The following is a 20,045-nucleotide window of genomic DNA, read 5'->3' as shown; positions in this document are numbered from 1 at the left end:
GTTGAAATAAATACATACAAAAAATACGAGTAAAAATTTTTTCATAGCAAATGATTATAATTTATACCCGATAAATGTAGTAATTATTTTTTAAATAACATTTAAATAGCTAATTATCAGTTATTTTGTGAATGTATCTTTGAGCTATTTCACTCCAAGTTTTTTTAGAAATACTGACATAAGGCACCAATTTGTAAACGCGGACTGTAGGAGGTTTAATCCTACAAAAGCCGTGAACCAGATCCAGTTACTATGTACAAAGTGAGCCAGTAAAAGACTGATCAGTATAAAACTTCCTGCAATTCCGTTGATATATCTGTTCATCATAATGATTGAATTTATTGGTGTTTTTCTATTGCCAAGACAATGGCTTTAAGTGGGTTATCACTTTTTATGTTCTTATTTACCTGATTTAATTCTTCGAGCAACGAATCAATTTTTTTTTCTTCTGTGAAAGTGAAGAAGAGTACTGATTTGATATTCTCGGCAGCATTTGAAAACCAATTGTCTATCAGGTTTTCCTCGTTCATGGCTTTAAACCCATTGATGTCAGCATGACTGAACGCCAATATGCCCGCTTCCTTAAATAATTGTAATGCCTGTTTTTCGTATGACTTTACAGCCGTAATGATTAGTAATTTCATCATAATTTGTTTTTTTGTTTGTGTTTTCCTCTTTCCAAATAGTAATACAATAGAGGAACAGCCAGTAGTGTTAAAAAAGTTGAAAAAATGGTACCTCCTAAAAGTGATATGGCCAGGCCTTGAAATATCGGATCGAATAACATAACTACGGCTCCGATAACCACAGTGCCGGCGGTAAGAAGAATGGGAGTAGTTCTCACAGCGCCTGCCTCAATAACCGCCCGACGTAAATCAATTCCTTCGTCAATACGCAGGTTTATAAAGTCGACCAGAAGAACGGAATTCCTCACCATAATACCAGCCAATGCAATAAGACCAATCATGGACGTGGCCGTAAAATAGGCATCAAAAACCCAGTGGCCCAAGATAATTCCTATCAGTGATAAGGGAATAGCCATTAACATCACAACAGGTGATCGGAAACTTTGAAACCAACCCACCAGCAATACATAAATGATGATAACAACCACGGCAAAGGCAGCTCCCAGGTCTCTAAAAACTTCAAAAGTGATTTGCCATTCACCATCCCATTTTACCGTGTATTCATTGGTGTTTTTCGGCTGCTCGTTCCAGGCTTCCTGCAACGTGTAGCCAGCAGGAATTTTAATGTCTTTGAGCAGATCTGACAAAGATAATAAGGCATATACAGGGCTTTCCAAAGCACCTGCCATATCGGCTGTGACATAAACAACCCTTCTTTGGTTTTTACGCATGATGCTTTTTTGAATGGTATCTTTTTTCAGTTCAATCAAATCTCCGATAGGGATGGCAATTCCTTTGTTTGAAAGCACCTTAAATTGCATAAGATCTTTTGCGCTGACTTTTTCTTTGTCATCGAATTTCAAAACAATACCGATGTCCTTATTGGCCTGATCTCTATACATTTTGCCGATGGGTTTGTTTGACAATGACATTTCCATGGTCTGAACTATTTGCATCGGAGTGACACCATAAAGCATGGCTTTTTCTTTGTCTACGATAAAATTATATTCGGTTTGATCGCTTTCAACCATCCAGTCGATATCCACAACATCGTCAACTTCTTCAAATTTCCCTTTGAGCTGACTGGCAATTGCAATTTGTTCTTTATGATCAGGACCATACACTTCAGCCACTAAAGTTGAAAGAACGGGTGGACCAGGGGGCACTTCGACAACCTTAATATTGGCTCCATATTTTTTACCAATCTTTTGAATTTCAGGTCTGAATACCGTCGAGATATAATGACTTTGCGCTTCTCGTTCGCCTTTGTCTGTAAGATTCACCTGAATGTCTGCAACATTTGAACCATTTCTAAGGTCATAATGTCTGACAAGCCCATTAAATGTAATGGGAGAGGCAACACCGGTATAAGTCTGAAAATTATTAACATAGGGACTTTCCTTTACATATTGAGATACTTCTTTGATGACCATATCGGTTCTTTCGAGCGTCGTTCCTTCCGGCATGTCCACAATAATCTGAAATTCATTTTTATTGTCAAAAGGAAGCATTTTTACGGCAACATCCTTGGTGATGAACATGGCCGAAGCTGCCATCAATAGTACAATGTTGATACCAAAAAATGCATAGCGATACCATTTATTGTCTAATAATGGATCAATCGTTTTTTTATAGAATTTAAAAATACCCGACTGCTCTAACGTTTTAGCTGCCTTAGATTTTTGTTTCTTTTTGCCTTCCTTTTCACGTAGGAATATGAATCCAAGATAGGGGGTGATGGTCAAAGCAACAAAAAGAGAAATCAGCATGGCGATGGAGGCACCTATGGGCATGGGACTCATATAGGGACCCATAAGACCTGAAACAAAAGCCATTGGTAAAACGGCTGCAATGACAGTGAAGGTAGCAAGTATTGTTGGGTTTCCAACTTCATTGATCGCATAAATAGCCGCCTGCTTAAAAGGCAAGCGCTTCATTTTAAAATGCCTGTGCATATTTTCTGCGATAATGATGGAGTCATCAACGACAATTCCCGTGACAAAAACCAAGGCAAAAAGAGTGATACGGTTTAGGGTGTAATCCATAAAATAGTAACTGAACAGCGTGAGGGCAAAAGTTACCGGAACTGATAGAAAAACGACCAGACCACCTCGCCAACCCATGGCAAGCATCACTACCAATGATACTGAGATAATCGCAATAAACAGATGACTCAACAGTTCTGATACTTTATGCGAAGCTGTTGCTCCATAGTTTCTGGAGACAGTGACCTGAACATCATCAGGGATAAGATCTCGTTTTAAAGCTTCAATTCGTTCGAGAATTACTTCTGAAACTTTCATGGCATCGCCTCCTTTTTGCTTACCAATAGATAGAGTAACAGCGTTGTATAAATCAGGATGGCTCGCTTTTTCCTCTGAGGCTTCTCCAAAACCAAAATTCACATAATCGAGTGAAGATTCAGGTCCAAAGCTTACGTCCGCTACCTGATGCAGATATACGGGCCTCTCCTGATACACTCCTATGATCAGGTTTTCAATATCATCAATGCTTTTTAGAAAGTCTCCGGTATGGATGTTTATTTCTTTGTCATTGCTGGTGATTAAGCCAGAATTAGATTGGGAGTTACTCGCTTGAATCATTTGAGCTACCCTTAGGATGTCAAGTTTGTTTTCTGCAAGTTTGTCTTTGTCCAATACCACGCTTACTTCTTGACTTCTGCCACCAATAATGTTGCTAATGGCAACCCCGTTTACCTTTTGTATTTCGGAGTTCACCTCTTCGACCAACTGTTTTAATTGATAGTCATCATAAGTTTCACTCCAGAAAGTGAGCCCGAGCACCGGAACATCGTCAATGGCTCTTGTTTTTACCAAAGGCATTGTCACACCCTGTGGCACCTGGTCCAGGTGTTTGATGATTTCATTGTACAATTGCACGAAGGATCTTTCCAGGTCTTCACCAACATAAAATTGCACGATGAGCATCGCTTTTCCCTGCATGGAAGTTGAATACACGTATTCAACACCGGGCAAATTGCTCACAATTTTTTCCAACGGCTTTGCCACCTTAGATTCAATTTCAGTTGGAGTTGCACCCGGGTAGCCAACAAAAATATCGGCTATGGGAACTTCAATTTGAGGTTCCTCTTCTCTTGGAATTTGAAAAGAACTATATACTCCAATAATTAAGAAAATAATCATGAGTAATACGGTCAGCTTCGATTGTAAAAATACTGACGCAATTTTTCCTGCGAATCCTTTATCCATGTTTCTCTAGTTTGAAGCGATCTTTACGCCGTTATACAATTTGCCTTCAGCATGAATGATATAAGATTCACCTGCCGTTAATCCTGATAAAACTTCTACTTGATCACCGACAGACTTACCGAGCTTCAACCATCGTAAGATGGCGGTGTTTGATTCGCTCACTGTGTATATTCCTTGTAAATCGCCTCTCATATGCAAGGCTGCTTTAGGTATCAGAACCTCTGAATTCATTTTGTGTTCGGTAGGAATGGTCACTGAAACAAACATCCCTGAATAGAGTTTCGTCTTTGCAGGAATTGCCAGTTTGATTTTTACCAGGTATTGTCCGCCTGAATTCTGAGACGAACTACTTACTTCACTAATGCTGCCGTTCAGGCTGTTTCCGTTTGATTTAACATAGACCATGACACTATCATTCTTCTGGATAAAAGGAATGTCTTTTTCACTGAGCATGGCCGTAGCTACATAGTCACCGGGAGCTTCAATACTCAATAAATGTTGTCCTGGTTTTGCCATATCACCTGATTTGACAGAGGTTGCTGTTATAATACCGCTAAAGGGTGCCTTTATGTTGGTATACGATAGCATGGCATCGACTTCTTTTTGCATCTGTTGGGCTGCTTCCAATCCTGCTTTTGCGATATTGTATTGTGTTCTGATATCGTCCAGTTCTTTTTGAGAAGCACTATTTTGCTCATAAAGTGTTTCAAATCTTTTAAGGTCTTTTTCAGCCGTAAAGTAACGTGCCTCTGCCTGACTGATTCCTGCCTGGGTTTGTGCTCTTCTTGCTTCCATATCGGCATTGTTAATGTGAATCAATGCCTGTCCTTTGTTCACCTTGTCACCAACCTTTACATAGATCTTAGATACATAACCCATCATACGTGTACTGATGTTTGCATATTGTGCGGCTTCAATTTGACCACTGGCATTGAAGAAACCGTTTTCCCCTGGTTGAGAGGCCTGTTGCACAGCTACTTTTACTACATCAGCTGTCGCCGTTTCTTGATCTTTGGTGTCAGCACAGGATAGAAGTACAAGACCCAGGGCAAGAATAAGACTGCCCTTCCTAATATTTTTTATAGTCGTTTTCATATGTTTTCTATTTAGAGGTTTAAGAATGTTAAGTACGCTTTTGAAAAATTATAATTGAAAATTGACCTGGCATGTTCCAGTTCTTTTTCGTGGTATTGGGTCTCTGCCTGGAGTAAGTCTTTTGATTTCTCTAAGCCTTGTTTGAATCTGTTTGAGGTGATTCTGAAGGCTTCTTTTGATTGTTCGAGTGCCAGGTTTGTCAATGCCACCTGATTTTTTGCATCCATAAAGTTCCTTTTTGCTTTATTTAATTCAAGCTCACTTTCATGGATGTATTTCTGTTGTTCCAATGTTGCTTTCTCCAGAAGGGCCTTGTTTTGATGAATTTTTCCAATGTTTTTGTATCCACTGAAAATATCCCATGACAACTGGATCCCAACCATATAGTTGTTGGCTCCAAAACCCATGAATGAGGCATCGTTCCATTCGTAATTGGCCACGGCATTGGCGCGTGGGACAAAACTCATTTTTGATGATTCAAGTAGTTTTTCCTGAGCATCAACAGAGTATTGCATCGCCAGCAGGTCCTTCCGATTCATTGATAATTCTGTACGCTCTTGGCCTTCCTGAGCGTCAAGGAGTAACTCATCATTTGGATGTAACAAGGACTCCTTTTCATCTCCGATCAAAAAGCGTAGATAGTCTGAAATGTTTTCTACATTTGATTGAGCCAGATTTAATTGATGTTCTATTTCGGCAACCCTGACCTCCATGTTTAAATAAGAGGCGTTTTGCATCATTCCTTGATCGAAGTTGTTTTTGGCCCAAATTTGATTTTGTACGGCAGTTTCCTTAGCCATTTCCACAACTTCCAAAGATTTATAAGCTAATTGCAACTGCATATAGGTTTTGGTAGCTTCGAGCTCCACGTATTCTTCAGTTCTTTGCATCTGTAGATTAGAAGCCTCGGCATACATGTTGGCCATTTTTCTTTCTTTCCAACCATCAATATTGATCAGAGGTTGTATCAATTCTATTCTGGTATTGAAATTCTCTACATTGCCGGGGTCGTTCAATAGTTCTGGGTCAAAATCAGCACTACTGACATCTCTTTGTAGTAATTTATACCCAAAGGCATATAAAGGATTGTTGGTGAATGTACTGGTATTACTCAAGCTTAATTGAGGTAACAGCACAGCATTGGTGCTTTCATATTGTGCTTTGGCATATGCATAATCCTGAGCTGATATTTTAAGACTGCTGTTCTTTTCTTTTGCTTTTGACTTGACCTCTTCAAGACCAATATTTACATTGGTTTGAGCGCTTATTTGCAAGTTGATTATTAACAATACAAGGCCCGATATTTTTTTTAATTTCGATATGAACGTTGGGTATAAATGCATGGATTCTATTAATTAATTCCATGCAAAACTAGAACCAGTTGCTTGTTGTCTAAGTAACTTAGGCTACAGACAAGGAAGGTAATTTATTGTAGGGTTGGCCATAAAAAAAACGTATGCACACAACCAGTCATTGGTGGCTTTTAAAAAAAAAGAATGTAAAAAGAATGTTTTTAGGAAGACTTCCCTGACTTTCTTACCTTCATATTCAAGGCTTCTACACCTAATGAAAATGCAATGGCAAAATACAGGTATCCTTTAGGAATCGCACCTACATGCTGACCAAATATGACAGCATTTGATAAATGGGCACTTTCTGTCACTAACATAAAACCGATCAGAATCAAAAAAGACAAGGCTAACATTTGGATGGTAGGATGCTGGTTCACAAATTTCCCTACCGGTCCTGCGAAAATCATCATAATGATGATGGACACAATTACAGCTGCAATCATAACCGTTAAAGCACCATCCAGACCATTGGTCATTCCTACGGCAGTTAATACGGAATCAAATGAAAACACAATGTCAATTAGTACAATTTGCACGATAACGGATGATAAGGAGGATTTTATTTTTTTAGCAGTTGGCACTTTTTCTTCGATACCTTCTACCTTGTGATGGATCTCACTCGTACTTTTATATAACAGAAATATGCCACCACCCAACAAAATCAAGCTCTGACCAGAAACACCTGCCTGAAACCAGGAGAGGTCAACAGTGAACAAGGCGTCTTTCATGGCGATGATATAGGAAACACCGATCAGTAATAATATTCTGAAGACCATGGCAAGCATTAAACCAATGTTTGTTGCTTTTCTTATTTGGTTTTGAGGAAGCTTTCCAGCCGTAATCGAAATAAAGATAATATTGTCAATCCCCAGTACAATTTCCAGGAAGGTTAATGTTACAAACGCTACCCAGGTATCGATATGATAAAAAATTTCCATGGTTGATTTGTTTTAACCTATTCAGCCAATTTCTCGGCCTTGCCCTTTTGCTTAAAGTTAGATCCTTTATAATAGGCGCTGAAGGTATAGGTGTTGTTTTTTATACCGGTTATTTTTACATGAAATGGTGTACTGTCCAGCATTGTTTTAGGATGCCTTTTCACCAGTACATATTCAAACTGATCGATCCATTTGATGTTGAAGGTATCTTTTATGCCATTGAAGTCTTCAATTTGGATCGAGTCATTTCTCATGGCATAAGAAACGGTCTCTTTATCTTCTAAAGTGGTTTTAAATGAACCTTTTTTTAATTCATCCACGTGTATATTACCATTCTTAACACAAGAAAGTGTAACTGTTAAAACGATACCAAAGACCCATAAATAACGCATACTAGATTCCTGTATAATTATGTGGTGTAATGGCTTTCAACTCTTCTTTGATGGAGTCATTCACTTCGAGTGTATCAATGAAATCAGCAATTGACTTTTGATTGATCTTTGCATTTGTTCTTGTCAGCCCTTTTAAAGCTTCATAAGGGTCAGGGTAGGCTTCGCGCCTTAAAATCGTTTGTATAGCTTCAGCCGCCACTGCCCAGTTCTCTTCAAGGTCACGGTCAAAGGCTTCTTGATTTAGTAATAATTTATTCAACCCTTTTAATGTTGACTTAAAAGCAATGATGGTATGTCCCATCGGCACCCCAATATTTCTTAAAACCGTTGAATCAGTAAGGTCTCTTTGCAATCTTGAAATCGGAAGTTTTCCCGATAAATGTTCAAAAATGGCATTGGCAATCCCTAAATTTCCTTCACTGTTTTCAAAATCAATTGGGTTTACTTTATGCGGCATCGCCGAAGATCCGACTTCACCTTTCTTTATTTTCTGCTTAAAATAATTCATCGAAATATATTGCCAAACATCTCTGTTTAAGTCAATAAGAATTGTATTGATTCTTTTTAAACCATCAAATAAAGCAGCTAAATGATCATAGTGCTCAATCTGTGTGGTAGGAAAGGAGTGACTTAAGCCAAGTATGTCTTGCACAAAATGTCCTCCAAAGGCTTTCCAGTCTTGTTGTGGATAGGCTACCTTGTGGGCATTGAAGTTTCCGGTAGCACCGCCAAATTTCGCAGCAAATGGAATTTCATTGACCAATTTAAGTTGCTGCTTGATCCTTTCGACAAAAACATAGATTTCTTTTCCTAATCTCGTGGGCGAAGCAGGTTGTCCATGTGTTTTAGCCAACATTGAAATGCCGCTCCAATCATTGGAAAGACCTTCTAATTTTTCCACCAGAATTTCAATTTCAGGTAAATAAATAGTTTCAAAAGCATCTTTTAAAGACAAAGGTACTGCAGTATTGTTAATGTCTTGAGAAGTAAGGCCAAAGTGAATGAACTCTTTGTATTTCTGTAAATTCAGATCATCAAACTTTTCTTTAATAAAATATTCAACTGCCTTTACATCATGATTTGTAATTCCTTCAATTTCCTTTATTCTTGTAGCATCTTCAGTTGAGAAATTCAAATAGATTTTTCTTAAAGAGTCAAAAAGTGAGCTATCAAAATCTGTAAGCTGCGCCAAAGGAATTTGACATAAAGCAATGAAGTATTCAATCTCGATTTTCACTCTGTATTTAATAAGAGCTTCCTCTGAAAAAAATGAAGACAGGCCTTCAATTTTGTTTCTATACCTGCCGTCTATGGGTGAAATTGCATTCAATGCTGTCAAATTCATAATGATAGTTTTTTTATAAGCTGCAAAAATAGTTGATTAGTCCTTTTTATGCATCATTTATCTATAGATTTTTTAATAATTTACGCGCATGTGCTCTGTATCCCTTAGTCCCTGAATCTGCATTTTTTTGTAAAACCAATCGTAGTTCTTCTTGAATCCAGGTTTGTTCTTTTGCCCAGAGCTTTAAGGTATCCATAGCAAATACCTGACAAGCAACCTTGTGTTCTTCTATAAGCCAGTCAAAATTACAGGCAATGATGCAGTCAGTCTCTGCTGCCTTCAACTCAGGTAACTCGGTTTTTTTTAAAAAATAATAGGCAGACCAAAGAGAACAAATTTTAGAGACAGGCCTTAAAGCACTTTCATGTGTTAAAGTTGGCATACCTTGAATGAATTCAAGGATGTAATCATTCAGCAAGGAGCAATCCTGAATACAAACCAATTCCAACACCCATGCTGCCTTGATATGAAGTGGGTCATCCACGTCAAAAGTTTTTTCCACGAGGTCAGGAAACAATAAAGGATTGCCAAGTATAATTTCAGTGGCTTGATCTCTGTAAGATCGTTTGGCGTTTTTAACGATTGCCAGTACCTCATATATGTTTTTGTATGCCATGTATCGAATCTTTATCTGACGATAGTCATTTCCTTCTCAGGACTGAATCAAGCAATATTTTTGCCTTCTCAGGCCTAAAAATTAAAATTAAAAAATATTTCTATTTTTACCTCACGAATTGGATGTAAGTAATGAACAACAAATTCGTAATTAATCAGTTATTTAAGAAGAAAAGTTATTCAAATGTATAGAAGTGTTTTGTTTTTGATTTGTTTTTTGAATCTTGGTTTTTTACAGGCTCAGGATGGTATCAACCAAACAGATGCCAACGGTGAACGCCATGGGGTCTGGAGAAAGTATTACAACAATGACAGAATAAGATATGCGGGTAAATTTGAACATGGAAAGGAAATAGGTGTTTTTAAATATTATTCAGCTTCCAATTCAGACAATCCGATCATCGTAAAAGAATTTAAGGAGAATAGTGACCTGGCAGATGTTAGTTTTTATACGCCTTCAGGATCTTTGGAAAGTAAAGGTTTGATGCGGGGAAAAGAAAGAGAAGGTAAGTGGCTATACTATCATGCCGATGGAAAGTCGGTAATGAGTGAAGAGAATTATCTGAATGGGAAATTAGACGGTGCTTATAAAACCTATTATCCTTCAGGAGAATTGACAGAAATCACCACTTATAAGAATGGGGTGCTCCATGGAAATTATAAAAAATATTCTATCAAAGGCTTTCTGTATCAAGATTTTAATTATCAAAAAGGAAAGCTAAATGGAATGGCTATTTACTATAGTCGTAAAACGGGCGACCTGATTAAAAAAGGTCCGTTCAAAGATGATCTCAGGGTAGGAACCTGGGAAAATTATGTGGATGGAGAGTTGGTCAGCACAGAGCAGCCCGCACTAAAACCAGAACGCGAATAATTCTTTTATCGAACCCTGTTTCAGTTTCTTACCTGGAAACAAATTTTTCTATACCTAAAATACCTTAAGTTTTTTGTATCTTTGCCGACGCAATTTTTTTAATCATGAAAAGAGTTATTGTTGGTTTGTCGGGAGGTGTCGATTCTAGTGTTGCTGCTTATTTATTAAAACAGCAAGGTTATGAAGTGATCGGTCTTTTTATGAAAAATTGGCACGATGATACAGTGACCATTTCAAATGAATGCCCGTGGTTGGAAGACAGTAATGACGCTATGCTGGTTGCCGAAAAATTAGGAATTCCTTTTCAGGTAGTGGATTTGAGTGAACAATACAAGGAACGTATTGTTGATTATATGTTTCGGGAGTATGAAATGGGCAGAACGCCAAATCCCGATGTTCTATGTAATCGGGAAATTAAGTTTGATGTTTTTATGGATATTGCCACTGACCTGGGAGCAGACTATGTGGCAACTGGGCATTATTGCCGAAAATCTTCTCAGGAGATTAAGGGAGAAACAGTATTCAGTCTTTTGGCTGGAAAAGACAACAACAAGGACCAATCCTATTTTTTATGTCAGTTATCTCAACAACAATTGTCCAAAGCATTATTTCCCATTGGGGAGTTGAATAAATCTGAAGTAAGAAAAATTGCAGCTACGCTTGATTTAGTAACCGCTGAAAAGAAAGATTCTCAAGGTCTTTGCTTTATAGGAAAGGTAAGGTTGCCAGAGTTTCTTCAACAACAGTTAAAGCCTAAGGAAGGTGTTATTGTGAAAATCCCAAATGATTCGGGCCTTTATAACAGAGAGGTGCCTGCTTTTTCAAATCAGGAAGAAGCTTTGATCTTTAACAGTCAAAAATTTAGTTATTCTCTTGAGGATGGAATAGAAGTAGGAAAGCATCAGGGAGCTCATTATTTCACCAAAGGTCAAAGAAAAGGACTGGCCGTTGGAGGAACGGTAGAACCTTTGTTCGTAATTGATACCGATGTTAGCGAAAATATTATTTATACAGGGGAAGGAAAGAACCATCAAGGTCTGTATCGAAATGTACTATTTGTAGATGCCACTGAAATCCATTGGATCAGAGAAGACCTGAGACTTGAAGTAGGGCAAGAGCTGGATGTTTTAGCCAGAATTCGCTATAGACAGCCCTTGGAAAAGGCCAAGTTGTATCGGGCGGAAAACGGTTTATATGTTTCTTTTGAGAATGCTCAATCCGCAATTACCGAAGGTCAGTTTGTGGCCTGGTATCAGGAAGATGAATTACTGGGTTCTGGTGTGATTGGTTAATTTCCATGTAGGGAAACCTAGCTGTTCTTTTTTAATCTACTTTTCTTTAGTATCAGTAATAAAATCCCTCCTAATATTAAAAGGGCCGAAAGCAACAGTTGGAAACTCATGGCTTCGTTTAAGAGTATTGTACCTCCCAGCCCTGCAAATACAGGAACCAATAGTTGTACTACCGAAGCCTGAAGGGTTGACAATCCTTTTAAGGCAGCATACCAAATGCTATACCCCAATCCTGAAGTGACAACGCCCGAAAGTACGGCTAATAAAATTCCGCTGGATGAAAATCCGGACTCCTGGAATAAAAAATAAATGAGCAGCACTAAAAACGGAACAGTTCTTAAAAAATTATATGCGGTGTCTTCCAATGGATTTTTGGCTGTTTTTCCAAGAATAGAATACATTCCCCAACCGATTCCGGAAAGACACATCAAGATAAAACCTGATAAAGACGGTGACTGGGCACCGGGCAACATCAGGTAAAAGAAACCGCAAAGGGCCATGCAAACACCCAGCCACTCCCAAAGTGTCATTTTATTTCCGGAAAAAAGTGAATGACTAATCATGGTTATTTGTACAACTCCAAAAAGAATCAGAGCACCCGTTCCTGTTTCCAGTGAAACATAGGCGAATGAAAATGCCGCCGCGTAGATAAAAAGCATGCTTGCAGATATCCAGGACCCTTTTGATTGTTGTTTTCCTGGTTTTGCCTTGATCAGAACAATAAGCATTAATACAATGGCCCCGGACAGAAGTCGTAAGATGGTAAACAAGGCTGGTGTTATATCAGTTTCCTTCAGCGCCATTCGACAGATAATTGAATTTCCCGCAAAGGCGATCAAGGCCAGGAAGGTATATGCAACTGTTTTAGTCAAATAATTCAATGTTCTTTTTATTTTGCTGTTGCCGATCACTTCTCATATTTTACGAAGATAATCATTCAAAATTTGATGAAAAGCTATTAAATTTATGCTTTGTAAGATTCATTAATGACTCAAGAAATGAAAAATAGTATCTGTCGTTTATTTGGTATTGAATATCCTGTCATTCAAGCAGGTATGGTGTGGGTAAGTGGTTATAAGTTAGCGGCTGCCGTAAGTAACGCAGGTGGTTTAGGCCTGATAGGAGCTGGTTCCATGCATCCTGAAACACTTAAGGAACACATTCAAAAATGTAAAAAAGCTACTGATAAACCTTTCGGGGTGAACATCCCTTTGTTTTACCCTGAAATGGATAAAATTCTGGAAATTATTATCGAAGAGGAAGTTAAGATTGTTTTTAGCTCAGCGGGCAACCCCAAATTATATACCCGTTTTTTAAAGGATAAAGGGATTACAGTGGTCCATGTAGTGAGCAGTGTGAAATTTGCCCTTAAATCTCAGGAGGCAGGTGTTGATGCGATTGTTGCCGAAGGTTTTGAGGCTGGAGGACATAATGGGAGAGAAGAAACAACAACCCTGACGCTGATACCTATGGTAAAGGAAAGAATCAATGTTCCTTTAATCGCGGCTGGCGGAATTGCCACGGGAGAAGCGATGTTGGCGGCCATGGCGCTGGGTGCTGACGGGGTACAAATTGGAAGTCGCTTTGTAACAAGTTCAGAATCATCCGCTCATATAAACTTTAAACAGGAAGTGTTGCGTACTGAAGATGGAGGCACCGAACTTACCTTAAAGGAACTTACTCCGGTGCGTTTGATAAAAAACGACTTTTATTTTAAGGTAAAAGATTTGTACAATCAAAAGGCAGCTCCTGAGAAACTTCAGGATTTACTGGGCCGGGGCCGTGCAAAAAAAGGAATGTTCCAAGGGGACCTGCAGGAAGGAGAACTGGAAATCGGGCAAATAGCAGGTCTTATTCATGAAATTAAACCCGCAAAAGATATTGTCGCTGAACTTATACATGATTTCAGAGAGGCCCAGAAACGGATAACTTCTATAGAATTATAGTTGATTTATTTGCACAGGAATTCCTTATTTTGGAATTTTGATTTCATACATTCTACGCGACTTATTATTCAATTTGTTTTCTCGCAACCAAGGATTATACATTTTTAATTCCTTGTAATTTGTATCATATTTTTTGGCAAAGGCGGCTATATTCGTGATCGCTGTATCAACTTCCACACTATAGGTTGGGCCAATTTCATAAAGATCTTCTTCGTCGAATTCGAATCCATATTTTTCAGGGTTGCTCAATATTTCTTTTGCAGCAACGATTCTCGGAACATAGCGCTCGGTATTTTCTCCTGCTAAAACATCGTAATAGTCTTCCACCATCTGTTCTTTTAACCTTTTTTCAATACCAAAGTTGCCCCCATGATAAGCGGCCGCTGCCAAGGTCCAGGTTCCTAACCTTTCTTTTGCCTTGATCAAATAGTCACAGGCAGCTCTGGTTGCTTTCTCCAGGTGATACCTTTCATCCACATTGTCGTTGATTTCCAATCCATTTTCTCTTCCCGCATCTTTTAGCATTTGCCACATTCCTCTCGCCCCTGCCGGAGAAGTCACATTTCTTAAATCACTTTCAATAACTGCCAGGTATTTAAAATCATCCGGAACTCCTTTTTCTTTTAAAATAGGCTCAATTACTGGAAAGTATTTATGCGTTCTTTTAAACCATAACAAAGCATTCGATTGCCAATAGGTATTCACTAACAATTCCCTGTCAATTCTTTCGCGTACGTCTGTTTTGTTCAAGGCAACCGGCTCCCCGCAAAAATTAAGGTCCTCAGGGATTTTAAGTGCCTTGATCTTGTAGGTATATGTATTGTTTCCCGAAGTGTCTATGGATGACTTTGCTTCAGTAACTGACTTGTTTACATTTTTTTCTGCGTTGATAAAAAATACCGCAATAATAACAATACTGACCAATACAATGAATCGATAAGATCTGTTCATATGTTTATTTTTAAAAAAATTAGAAGGGACTTTCAAATGTAACAAAATTTTCTGCCATTTGATCTTTTTCTGCAAGATTTGGGTTTTCAATACCCCAGTCAATTTTAAGATCAGGATCGTTCCATAGAATGGATGCTTCTGCACCGGCATTGTAATAGTCGGAACATTTATAATTTAAGATGGTATCATCTTCTAAACTTAAAAAACCATGCGCAAAACCAACGGGAACATACAGCTGCTTCTTGTTTTCTCCACTCAGCACATGTTTAAAGTGCTGACCATAGGTGTTCGAATCTTTTCTCAGATCCACAGCGACGTCTAAAATGCTTCCTTTGATCACCCGGATTAATTTAGACTGTGCAAAAGGAGGTTGCTGAAGGTGAAGTCCGCGCAGCACATCTTTATGAGAAACAGATTCATTGTCCTGAACAAATTTGTCTTTGATGAGAATTTCTACTTTCTTTTGATTGTATGACTCCATGAAGTAGCCTCTGTCGTCTTTATAGACCCTTGGCGTCAGAAGAATGACATCTTCAATATGTGTTTTTTCCAATATCATGTTGACAATACCTTTTCTATAATTGAACTGATTTTTTTTGCCTTAACAATAATCATGGCATGCGTGCCACCTTCAATTGCTATGCAGTTTTTCACATGTTTGATTGGAAAGATTTCATCTTTTGAACCATGAATATGAATGGTGTTCTGTAAAGGAGCCATTTGATTCCAGTGTAATACATTGTGAATGGCCCAATTTAGATATTTTTCATCTCTTATGCTCAAATATTTGTTATATAATTCCGACTTTTTTTTAAGATGAGGATGGAAATCATATTTTGAAAAGTCATCTATTCTGGATAGTCTTTTTGATGGGAAAAACTTATATGCCCTCGAGTTTTTTATAAAAAGCAGGCGCTTGGGCATTTCAGTTGTGCATTTAATACTTGAAATAATAATTAATTGCTTCACAGGAATTAATTTGCTTATTTCCTGCACAAGTATTCCTCCAAAGGAGACACCAATGAGTACCGGGTTTTTATGCTTAATTTGGGTGGCAAATTTTGACGCATACACCGAAATGTCTTCGTCCTTAAGATCAGGAGCAATCCACTCCAAATAGTGTAATTCAAATTGGTGGCTGGATAAATGTATATATTCGAATATTTTCGAACTTGCCGCTAATCCCGGCATGAAGTAGATATGAATTTTTTCTTCCATTTTTTTGGGATGGATTCAAAAATACTAAATCTTTTACGATACAAATACTTATGAAGGAAGTACTTTTTCTGTCGACCAGTCAAACCTGACCATGCCATCCTCATCAATAGTATTCAGCGTCACGTTGTGCATCGTATTCACTAAAAACGGATCCCATGGTGCTTTGACTTTTACATAATTCTGTGTGAAACCATGTATGAAACCCTTTTTATTTTCACCTTCAAATAAAACAGTTAATTCTGCACCCAGTTGTGATTCATAAAAAGCCCTTCTTTTTTTAACAGACAATCCCCTCAACATTTTACTTCTTTTGTTCCGTACATTTTGTGGAACAACTTCCGCCATTTCAACGGCCTCTGTATTTGGCCGCTCGGAGTATGTGAATACATGTAAATAAGAAATATCCAAAGCGGACAACATCTCATAGGTTTCCAGGAATAATTCATCGGTTTCACCGGGAAAACCAACGATTACATCCACACCAATACAGGCATGTGGCATGGCTTTTTTTATAGTCCTCACTCTGTCATAATAGAGACTCGATTGGTATCTTCTTTTCATGGATTTTAGTAAGGTGTCACTGCCACTTTGCAGGGGGATGTGAAAATGTGGTACAAAATTGTCGGATTTTGCCACAAAATCTATGGTTTCATTTTTGAGAAGATTCGGCTCTATTGATGAAATTCTGACGCGCTGAATGCCATCCACTTTATCCAAGGCTTTTACCAGGTCAAGAAAGGTGTGTTCATGTTTCTTATTGCCAAACTCTCCTTTTCCATAATCTCCAATGTTGACTCCGGTCAGTACAATTTCTTTGATCCCCTTGCTGGAAATTTCCTTTGCGTTGGCCAATACATTTTCAAGGGTGTCACTCCGGGAAATACCTCTGGCCAGGGGTATGGTACAATAGGTACATTTATAATCGCAACCGTCCTGAACTTTTAAAAAGGCTCTGGTTCGATCGCCAATAGAATAGGAGCCTACATAAAAATCGGCCTCATCAATTTCACATGAATGTACTTCTCCTATGTCATTTTTTGATAAATCCTGAATATAATCAAGTACCTTAAATTTCTCAGTCGCACCCAATACCATATCCACGCCGTCAATAGCAGCCAATTCCTCAGGTTTCAATTGTGCATAGCAACCAATGGCAATTAAGAAAGCATCTTGATTTTGTTTTAACGCTGATTTTACAATCGTTTTAAAACGCTTGTCAGCATTGTCAGTTACTGAACAGGTGTTGATAACATAGATATCAGCAGCTTGGTCAAACTCGACTCTTTCAAATCCTTCGTTCTGAAAATCTCTGGCAATGGTGGAGCTTTCTGAAAAATTCAGTTTACAGCCCAGGGTATAAAATGCCACTTTTTTATCGGTCGTCATACTCATATCTTTAGCGCCGACAAAAGTACAAATTTTCATCGAAAGACGATTTTGGTAAGAGAATAAAATGAAATGGCGAATACGCTTATTAATAGCTCAATCTGGCCATGACTGGTTCATGATCTGACAATCCAATTTCATAATTAATATGTTCATTCACCTTGAAATAGCTATCAGATAATATAAAATCGATACGTAGGGGATAGCTGTTAAATGAATAGGTTTTCCCAAAACCTTTTCCGGATTCGATAAATGAATCATTAAAATCGGATTTTAGTTTTGAATAGGCCCATGAAAAGGCAGTGTTGTTGAAATCTCCACTGATAATGGTTTTATAAGGACAGGCATTTTTATGCTCTAAAAATTTTTCTACCTGCTCCTGTTGTTTTGTAAAAGATTTCTTCAGTCTGTAAATCAGCTTTTTAGATTGTTTTTCATCAAGATTTAAATCGACACTGTCGGGTCGGATACCAAAGGATTCTAAATGAATATTGTAAATTCTTAAGGTGTCATTATTCCGGATCACATCTATAAAAATCGCATTGTTATTTGAGTTCTCAAAATCGAGACTACCTTTTTTTACGATGGGGTACTTGCTATATATTGCCAAACCTGTGCCTCTTTTACCGCCATTCAATTCTTTATAAGAATAGTTATAATCAAATGATTTCTTTTTTAAAGGATAATATTCCTGAAAGGTAACGATATCTGGAGCCTGTGCTTCTATGAATTCAGCAATTTGATCCGGAGCATCCTCAATGTCGATCCATTGGTATTTATTAAACAAGCGAACATTGTAATTCATCACGGCAAAACTATTACCGCTAACCACTGTTTTTTCTTTGAATTTATAAGGAAAGAATGACATGCCTACGGCCAGTAACAAGCAGAAAAAGGATAGTAAAAATTGCTTTTTAATTCCTGTGAGCAACCAGTAGATGATAAACAATATATGAGCAAATAATAAAAGAGGCACCGCTAAACTCAATATAGAGAGCAAAGGAAATGATTTGGGAGCTATATATGGAATGGTCAGGGAGGCAAAGAAGAGTAATGCCAACAGATTGTTGATGAAAAACACAATTTTATTTAAAAACGATAAATTTTTCAAGAGGGGATCGTTTTAAAATTATTTTTTACCAGCTTTGAACAAATAATCCTTTTCTTCTTTCGTCAGTGTATCGTAACCTGATTTACTGATTTTATCCAATATGCTATCTATTCTTTGTTGTTGTTCTGATTTTGATTCTTTTTTCTGATAATTTGTTTGCTTGGTATTTTTGTAAACCGTTTTCAGAGGTTGCTTTTTGCTTCTTGAAAACAAGCTTTCGAAGCTAGCAATGATATTTTTCCCCTGGTTCAAATAATGAGTGAGTAAAAATCCAATTAATGAACCACCTAAATGGGCTAAATGTCCACCTGCATTTCCCGCAGGTATCTGTATGACATCCAAAACGACTAATGCAACAGCAATATACAACAATTTGATGTTTCCAATAAACCTAAAACGCAAGGAATATTGGGGGATATGTGAAGCAATACCAATCACTACGGCCATTACACCTGCCGAAGCACCTACCAATAATGTTTGTTGTGTTTTAAGTCCCGGAAGGAAATTATAGGATAAAATATAAATAAATCCTCCAGAAATAATTCCCAGAAACAGGTATGTAAGAAACTGTTTTGCATTAAAGAAATCAAGGAACAGATTTCCAAAATAAAACAGTATCATCATATTGAATAGAATATGAAAAAAACCAGCATGTAAAAAACCATAGGATATAATGGTCCATGGTCTAAATAAAAGCAGGTCAAAATCCGGTTTTAGGGAAAACCAGGTCATGATAAAATTACTGTCGATTTGGAATAGGAAGGAAAGCGTATTGAATAAATACGTTAAAACAAAAATAACGACGTTGATTATGATCACTCGCTCAACGATGTTCCTTCCGAGAAAATTCTGATATAAGTTTGTAAACCAATTCATAAATGACCCCTTTTTAATTCCATCTGGTAAATTGATTCTTTTGCCAATATTTCATCATAATAAAGCCAATTAAAGCACCACCCACATGGGCGAAATGGGCTATTCCACCTCCAAAGATAGAAAAACCTGTGACCCCTGAAAACAGATCAAGACCAATAAGTACCGGAATAAAATATTTGGCAGCAATGGGAACGGGTAAAAATATCAAGGCCAGCTTTGCATTCGGGAAACTCATCCCAAAAGCGACAAGAACGCCATAAATGGCACCTGAAGCACCCACTGCCGGAGTATTATATATTTGATAGATCTCGGATAATTTTTTTTCAGGAATTGCATCCAGTAATCCCGAATTATAGCTACCGGTTTCTAAAAGTGTCTGTATGTCCCCGGCTTGCATACCCAGTGAAATCAATTCATTATAGATTCCGTTGAATTGAAAATAATTAACTCCGGTATAAATCAATCCGGCACCAATTCCGGCTGAAAAATAAAAAAACAAAAATTTATTTCTTCCCCACATTTGTTCCAATGGTGAGCCAAAGGCCCAAAGAGCATACATATTGAATAGTATATGCATAAAACCTCCATGCATGAACATGTGCGTTACGAATTGCCAAATTCCGAAATTTTCATTCTGAGGGAAATACAAGGCAAACCAGGATCCGAATTTAGGACCTAAAAAGGAACTGGCTGCAAAAAAGATCACATTTAGAATGATCAGATGTTTGATGGCGTCTGTTAATTTGCCCATATTTAGTAGGAATTAAATTTTTCTTCCAGGTCATCTAATGACAAGGT

20 protein-coding genes are annotated in these 20,045 nt (G+C 37.8%); 3 read left to right on the top strand and 17 right to left on the bottom strand.

Features of this window, described 5'->3' with window-relative positions:
• Window positions 1–144: 144 nt before the first annotated feature.
• The 9 genes from ACR2MV_RS16325 to ACR2MV_RS16285 form a co-directional block, all read right to left on the bottom strand.
• The gene (locus ACR2MV_RS16325; RefSeq protein WP_434023346.1) at window positions 145–327 is read right to left on the bottom strand and encodes a YgaP family membrane protein; all 183 of its coding nucleotides are present in this window, start codon (window positions 325–327) and stop codon (window positions 145–147) included.
• Between the two features lie 11 nt (window positions 328–338).
• Window positions 339–647, bottom strand: coding sequence for a hypothetical protein (locus tag ACR2MV_RS16320; protein ID WP_434023344.1), 309 nt, complete (start codon window positions 645–647; stop codon window positions 339–341).
• Complete coding sequence (locus ACR2MV_RS16315) at window positions 644–3,856, bottom strand: efflux RND transporter permease subunit (protein WP_434023343.1); 3,213 nt, start codon at window positions 3,854–3,856, stop codon at window positions 644–646. The genes ACR2MV_RS16320 and ACR2MV_RS16315 overlap by 4 nt, the downstream gene beginning before the upstream one ends.
• Before the next feature lie 6 nt (window positions 3,857–3,862).
• Complete coding sequence (locus ACR2MV_RS16310) at window positions 3,863–4,951, bottom strand: efflux RND transporter periplasmic adaptor subunit (protein ID WP_434023341.1); 1,089 nt, start codon at window positions 4,949–4,951, stop codon at window positions 3,863–3,865.
• 11 nt (window positions 4,952–4,962) lie between these two features.
• Entirely contained in the window at window positions 4,963–6,225 is a 1,263-nt protein-coding gene (locus tag ACR2MV_RS16305) for a TolC family protein (protein ID WP_434023339.1), read from the bottom strand.
• Between the two features lie 239 nt (window positions 6,226–6,464).
• On the bottom strand, window positions 6,465–7,241 hold the full coding sequence (locus ACR2MV_RS16300; protein WP_434023336.1) for a TerC family protein: 777 nt from the start codon (window positions 7,239–7,241) through the stop codon (window positions 6,465–6,467).
• 17 nt (window positions 7,242–7,258) lie between these two features.
• Window positions 7,259–7,633 carry a hypothetical protein gene (locus tag ACR2MV_RS16295; protein ID WP_434023334.1) on the bottom strand — a complete coding sequence of 125 codons (375 nt, stop codon included), beginning with the start codon at window positions 7,631–7,633 and terminating at the stop codon, window positions 7,259–7,261.
• A gap of 1 nt (window position 7,634) precedes the next feature.
• Window positions 7,635–8,978, bottom strand: a complete 1,344-nt coding sequence (purB, locus tag ACR2MV_RS16290) for an adenylosuccinate lyase (protein ID WP_434023333.1) — start codon at window positions 8,976–8,978, stop codon at window positions 7,635–7,637.
• Window positions 8,979–9,039: 61 nt separating this feature from the next.
• Window positions 9,040–9,594 carry a hypothetical protein gene (locus tag ACR2MV_RS16285; RefSeq protein WP_434023332.1) on the bottom strand — a complete coding sequence of 185 codons (555 nt, stop codon included), beginning with the start codon at window positions 9,592–9,594 and terminating at the stop codon, window positions 9,040–9,042.
• 183 nt (window positions 9,595–9,777) lie between these two features.
• Here ACR2MV_RS16285 and ACR2MV_RS16280 point away from each other — a divergent pair, with 183 nt between their 5' ends.
• Window positions 9,778–10,467, top strand: coding sequence for a toxin-antitoxin system YwqK family antitoxin (locus tag ACR2MV_RS16280; RefSeq protein ID WP_434023331.1), 690 nt, complete (start codon window positions 9,778–9,780; stop codon window positions 10,465–10,467).
• A 104-nt stretch (window positions 10,468–10,571) separates the two neighbouring features.
• The gene (mnmA, locus tag ACR2MV_RS16275; RefSeq protein ID WP_434023329.1) at window positions 10,572–11,759 is read left to right on the top strand and encodes a tRNA 2-thiouridine(34) synthase MnmA; all 1,188 of its coding nucleotides are present in this window, start codon (window positions 10,572–10,574) and stop codon (window positions 11,757–11,759) included.
• 17 nt (window positions 11,760–11,776) lie between these two features.
• Here the strand turns inward: mnmA and ACR2MV_RS16270 are convergent, their stop codons facing one another.
• Entirely contained in the window at window positions 11,777–12,631 is an 855-nt protein-coding gene (locus ACR2MV_RS16270) for a DMT family transporter (RefSeq protein ID WP_434023327.1), read from the bottom strand.
• Between the two features lie 126 nt (window positions 12,632–12,757).
• Between ACR2MV_RS16270 and ACR2MV_RS16265 the strand changes: the two genes are divergently transcribed.
• Complete coding sequence (locus tag ACR2MV_RS16265) at window positions 12,758–13,705, top strand: NAD(P)H-dependent flavin oxidoreductase (protein WP_434023325.1); 948 nt, start codon at window positions 12,758–12,760, stop codon at window positions 13,703–13,705.
• A gap of 24 nt (window positions 13,706–13,729) precedes the next feature.
• Here the strand turns inward: ACR2MV_RS16265 and ACR2MV_RS16260 are convergent, their stop codons facing one another.
• From ACR2MV_RS16260 to ACR2MV_RS16230, 7 genes are all read right to left on the bottom strand, one after another.
• Window positions 13,730–14,656: a lytic transglycosylase domain-containing protein gene (locus ACR2MV_RS16260; RefSeq protein ID WP_434023323.1), complete on the bottom strand. Its 927-nt coding sequence runs from the start codon at window positions 14,654–14,656 to the stop codon at window positions 13,730–13,732.
• A 19-nt stretch (window positions 14,657–14,675) separates the two neighbouring features.
• Window positions 14,676–15,215: a dTDP-4-dehydrorhamnose 3,5-epimerase gene (rfbC, locus tag ACR2MV_RS16255; protein ID WP_434023321.1), complete on the bottom strand. Its 540-nt coding sequence runs from the start codon at window positions 15,213–15,215 to the stop codon at window positions 14,676–14,678.
• On the bottom strand, window positions 15,212–15,874 hold the full coding sequence (locus tag ACR2MV_RS16250) for an alpha/beta hydrolase (protein ID WP_434023319.1): 663 nt from the start codon (window positions 15,872–15,874) through the stop codon (window positions 15,212–15,214). The genes rfbC and ACR2MV_RS16250 overlap by 4 nt, the downstream gene beginning before the upstream one ends.
• Before the next feature lie 48 nt (window positions 15,875–15,922).
• A complete protein-coding gene (gene mtaB, locus ACR2MV_RS16245) occupies window positions 15,923–17,260 on the bottom strand; it encodes a tRNA (N(6)-L-threonylcarbamoyladenosine(37)-C(2))-methylthiotransferase MtaB (RefSeq protein WP_434023347.1) in 1,338 nt (445 codons plus the stop codon).
• 88 nt (window positions 17,261–17,348) lie between these two features.
• On the bottom strand, window positions 17,349–18,371 hold the full coding sequence (locus ACR2MV_RS16240; RefSeq protein WP_434023318.1) for an endonuclease/exonuclease/phosphatase family protein: 1,023 nt from the start codon (window positions 18,369–18,371) through the stop codon (window positions 17,349–17,351).
• 18 nt (window positions 18,372–18,389) lie between these two features.
• On the bottom strand, window positions 18,390–19,247 hold the full coding sequence (locus ACR2MV_RS16235; protein ID WP_434023317.1) for a rhomboid family intramembrane serine protease: 858 nt from the start codon (window positions 19,245–19,247) through the stop codon (window positions 18,390–18,392).
• Window positions 19,248–19,260: 13 nt separating this feature from the next.
• Entirely contained in the window at window positions 19,261–19,998 is a 738-nt protein-coding gene (locus ACR2MV_RS16230) for a rhomboid family intramembrane serine protease (protein WP_434023315.1), read from the bottom strand.
• Between the last annotated feature and the right edge of the window lie 47 nt (window positions 19,999–20,045).

Source organism: Lutimonas sp. (genome assembly GCF_051011215.1).
Classification (GTDB): domain Bacteria; phylum Bacteroidota; class Bacteroidia; order Flavobacteriales; family Flavobacteriaceae; genus Lutimonas.
The sequence above is the reverse complement of the archived record's forward strand: the minus strand, read 5'-3'. Positions and strand labels throughout refer to the sequence as shown.